Annotated in this window: 1 protein-coding gene; it reads right to left on the bottom strand. The window is 35.7% G+C overall.

Going from position 1 to position 1393, the window contains the following annotated elements:
• Window positions 1-70: 70 nt before the first annotated feature.
• The gene (locus tag ASF53_RS25110) at window positions 71-1297 is read right to left on the bottom strand and encodes an ISL3 family transposase (RefSeq protein ID WP_082482763.1); all 1227 of its coding nucleotides are present in this window, start codon (window positions 1295-1297) and stop codon (window positions 71-73) included.
• Window positions 1298-1393 lie beyond the last annotated feature (96 nt).

The raw sequence follows: 1393 nt of genomic DNA on the forward strand, positions 1-1393 counted from the left end.
TTCAAACCCTTAAACTCCCCCTAAATTAGGGTGGTAGTTGCCGTAACATATCAACTTTTTTTGGCTCTTGTTAAAAACAAGTGGGTAAAAACCCATTAACCCGATTTAAATCCAACTTTCCACTAAGCAAATAAGCCATGGTTTTAAAATGCTTTTTACCATAGCCCCTTGCCTTTCTCTTTGCTGCCTGAATCACTGAGTTTAAACCTTCTAAAATACCATTATTAATACTACTTAACTTCCATTGCAAAATACCGCTCCAATGACGTTTGATCATCTTTGCTGTTTTAACCATTGGCGCTAAAGTGCACTTACTAACCCAGTGATACCATTTTTGTAGCAAAGTCTTAAAAGTTTGCATATCAGGTGCTTGATAAATTTGCTGGAAGGTCTCACGCATTCTCATAGCTTCAAAGGATTTTAGGTTGAGATTTGCAAGTTCTAGCGTTTGCTTTTTTTGTTGTTGTTTCTTGGTTAGGTTTTGCGTATTTTTTAAAAACACATAGCGAGCACCTTTAAGAATTGGATTATCCTTAACCTCCTCTCTTCTAACCTTATCTACACCTGCATTGATAATCTTTAAAATATGGAACTTATCAAAAGTGATTTTAGCCTTGGGTAGGTTATCTCTAACGCCTTTAATAAAAGCAGGTGACATATCGCAACTGATGGCTTTAACTTGCTCTTTTTTGCCATTTTGTTGTTCTAGTGTTTCCACAAAATCTTTAACTGTTTGGCTGTCCTTACCATCACTAATATGCACCACAGCCTTTTGATACAAATCAACAAACAGGGTAATGTAATCATGACCTTTAGCAACACTGGTTTCATCTAAGCCAAAGGTGTCAATATTGCTCAAATCTTGATTAAATCTTGCCTCGTCAACATAGATATCCAATAACTTCCAAACTTTGTAGTCTGATACATTCATTAACTGACAAACGTTATGCACCGGCATATGTTTGCAAAACTTAATAATAAAGGCTTCAAATAAAAGTGTAAATCCATTTAGCTCACCTGCAAAAGGCGGCAGTATCATTTTAACTYTGCCATCATCTCGCTTAATACGAGGCACTCTAACATGTAGATGGCATTCATGTTCAAAGAAGTTCATATGACGATAGGTTTTGGCTTTGGTGTCATAGGCTGTATATGCTTTTGTATCAGCACTACTATCTGTAAATTTAGTGCCTTTTTTAAAGTCAATGTGAATGTTKAGTTGTTTGTTGTCAAAGCTAACATCTTTAATAAACCAAGGAGAATTTATACCGAGTGCTTGGGTGAATAGATCTTGCATTTTAAACCGTCCTTTTGAGTGTGTGGTAGAGTGTTATTTTAATGGGGTTACCCACTCAGGATTTGAAAGAACCACTTTTTTTGTATTTACTTTCTA

Origin of the sequence: Methylobacterium sp. Leaf123, assembly GCF_001423405.1 — a bacterium.
In the GTDB taxonomy this organism is placed as follows: Bacteria; Pseudomonadota; Alphaproteobacteria; order Rhizobiales; family Beijerinckiaceae; genus Methylobacterium.